At 67.0% G+C, this 2,655-nt stretch carries 4 protein-coding genes; 1 reads left to right on the top strand and 3 read right to left on the bottom strand.

The features are described 5' to 3' along the window. The coding region (locus AC04L7_RS16250; protein WP_475513417.1) for a type II toxin-antitoxin system RelE/ParE family toxin at positions 1-760 on the top strand (760 nt) is incomplete at its 5' end. Positions 761-1,114: 354 nt separating this feature from the next. Here the strand turns inward: AC04L7_RS16250 and AC04L7_RS16245 are convergent. The 3 genes from AC04L7_RS16245 to AC04L7_RS16235 all read right to left on the bottom strand — a co-directional run. After that, entirely contained in the window at positions 1,115-1,405 is a 291-nt protein-coding gene (locus AC04L7_RS16245; protein ID WP_299342191.1) for a HigA family addiction module antitoxin, read from the bottom strand. Positions 1,406-1,428: 23 nt separating this feature from the next. Then, positions 1,429-1,710, bottom strand: a complete 282-nt coding sequence (locus AC04L7_RS16240) for a type II toxin-antitoxin system RelE/ParE family toxin (protein WP_435998081.1) — start codon at positions 1,708-1,710, stop codon at positions 1,429-1,431. A gap of 125 nt (positions 1,711-1,835) precedes the next feature. Further along, the coding region (locus tag AC04L7_RS16235; RefSeq protein WP_475513416.1) for a methylmalonyl-CoA mutase family protein at positions 1,836-2,655 on the bottom strand (820 nt) is incomplete at its 5' end.

Genomic DNA, 2,655 nt, shown 5'->3' with positions numbered 1-2,655 from the left:
CCTGCTGTTCCTGCTGGCCCTGCTGCACTCATCCAAGCTCACCCTGTCCCAACCCGAGAGCAGCAGCGCCGGCGGCGCGCGCGTCAAGGTCGACTTCCTGGGCGACCCCACCGACGCCACCCCCAACCCGCCCGTCCCTCCGACCGGCACCCGGAACCCCACCGAACGTCCCAAACCCCTCAAACCCCTCGTCACAACCCGCGTCACCTCCCCCGTGGACGCCACCCGCGTGACCGAGGCCGACAACCCCGTCGCCCCCGACGAAGCCCAACCCCAGCCCCCCGCCAGCCAGCAGGCCATCGCCCCGCCGCAGGACCGCCCCCCGTCCAGCCCACCCGCCTGGCGCCGCTCCGCCCAGTGGGGCCAGCCCCCCGGCATGCTCGCCCAGGACACCGCCCCCGAAAACTACGGCCCCACCGTCGGCACCGGCCAGCGCCAGGGCAACAACCAGGGCAACGCCGCCGCCCCCAGCATGGAAGTGGACGGCCACCAGATCTACTACGACCTGCGCAACGAACTGCGAGTCGCCGAATGGCAGGCCCAGGGCATGAAGGAAGTCTCCTTTCCCCTGCCCGGCCGCCGCGAACTGATGGTCTGCGCCCTGGAGATCGTCGCCACCCGCGGCTCCGGCGGCTGCCGCCTGATGCAACCCGGCGACCCCGAGCTGGCCACCATCGGCGACGCCCGCGACGTCGTCACCGTCATGCGCATCTACCGCCGCGGCGAACTGATCTGGAACGGGCCTGGGGTGTATCGGTAAACCCCGACTTCGCTGCCTTTCCCTTCTCCCTGCATGGCGGGGAGAAGGTGCCCGGAGAGCCTGCCCCGTACTCGATACGGGGGCGGATGAGGGCCGAGCGCGGTAACGAACCGGGCGCCGACGCATTCCCACTCCGTTCGCCCCTCACCCGCCTTCGGCACCCTCTCCCCGCTGCGCAGGGCGAGGGAAGCCACCGCGGACTCGTAGGCTGGGTTGATAAACCCAGCGTCGGATGACTCCGGGCCCGGGATGCTGGGTTTATCAACCCAGCCTACGAGAGCAGGTCCGTGGCGCCGAAAAGACAAAACCCGCCGAGGCGGGCTCTTGCCCACTCAGCGACTGCACGCCTTGCACTCACGCCGCAATCCGCTCGATCCGGCCGATCGCCTTCCCCAGCACACGATGCGCCTCTTCCAGGTCATAGTCCGCCTGCAAACCCAGCCAGAAACGCTCGCTCGTACCCAGCGCTGCCGCCAGCCTGACCGCCGTGTCGGCAGTGACGCCGCGCTTTCCGAGCACGATCTCGTTGATACGGCGCGGCGGCACGTCCGCGGCACGCGCCAGCGCGTTCTGGCTGATGCCCATCGGCAACAGGAACTCTTCGAGCAGCACTTCACCGGGGTGGATATTGGGCAGGGTCTTCATGGAAGAACTCCTCTGATGACAGTTCAGTGGTAATCGACGATTTGCACGTCGTGCGCGTCGCCATCCTTCCAGCGGAAGCAGACGCGCCATTGATCGTTGATCAGGATGCTGTGCTGGCCTTTGCGGTCGCCTTTCAGCGCCTCCAACCGGTTCGCTGGCGGAATGCGCAGATCCTCCAGCGTGGCCGCGTTGTTCAGCATGCGCAGCTTGCGGCGGGCAACAGCCTGCATGTCGGCCGGCAGACGCCGCGAGGGCATTCCGTTCCAGACTCTTTCGGCTTCCTTGTCGGCGAAGTTCCGGATCACGCACCAACCATAACGCTACCCGTCATGTAACGCAACCCGTCATGTAACGCAACCCGTCATAGCCCCGCTCCCCCTTCACGCGCCCAAAGAAAAACCCCGCCGAGGCGGGGTTCGTCTTCTGCGGCCTACATGTTCCGCCGGTACTCGCCACCCACGTCGTACAGCGCGTGGCTGATCTGCCCCAGGCTGTGGGTCTTCACCGCTTCCACCAGCGCTTCGAACACATTGCGGCGTTCGCGCGCCGCGCGCTGCAGGTAGGCCAGACCGTGGCCGTCGTGGGTCTCCGGCTCGGCGTGTTCCTCGAGCGCCGCCGCGTGGCTGTGGTCGGTCTCGCCTTCCGGTGCCAGCGCGTTGCGTGAGGCCTGCCAGGCGCGGACGTTGGCGATCTGCTGGCCCTTCTCTTCCTCGGTCGAGCGGATCAGCTCGATCTCGGTGGCGATCTCGCCGCCGTGCTCGCGCGGCAGGAACGTGTTCACGCCCACCAGCGGCAGGCTGCCGTCGTGCTTCTTGTGCTCGTAGTACAGCGATTCTTCCTGGATCTTGCCGCGCTGGTACATGGTGTCCATGGCACCGAGCACKCCGCCGCGCTCGCTGATCGCCTCGAACTCCTTGTAGACCGCCTCTTCCACGATGTCGGTGAGCTGGTCGACCACGAAGCTGCCCTGCCAGGGGTTCTCGTTGAAGTTCAGCCCCAGCTCCTTGTTGATGATCATCTGGATGGCGACCGCGCGGCGCACGCTCTCTTCCGTCGGCGTGGTGATCGCCTCGTCGTAGGCGTTGGTGTGCAGGCTGTTGCAGTTGTCGAACAGCGCGTACAACGCCTGCAGCGTGGTGCGGATGTCGTTGAACTGGATTTCCTGCGCGTGCAGCGAGCGGCCGGAGGTCTGGATGTGGTACTTCATCATCTGGGACCGTTCGTTGGCGCCGTAGCGCTCGCGCATGGCG

The sequence above is a fragment of the Pseudoxanthomonas sp. LjRoot204_2 genome (assembly GCF_056175765.1).
This window is presented reverse-complemented; position numbering and strand designations above follow the sequence as displayed.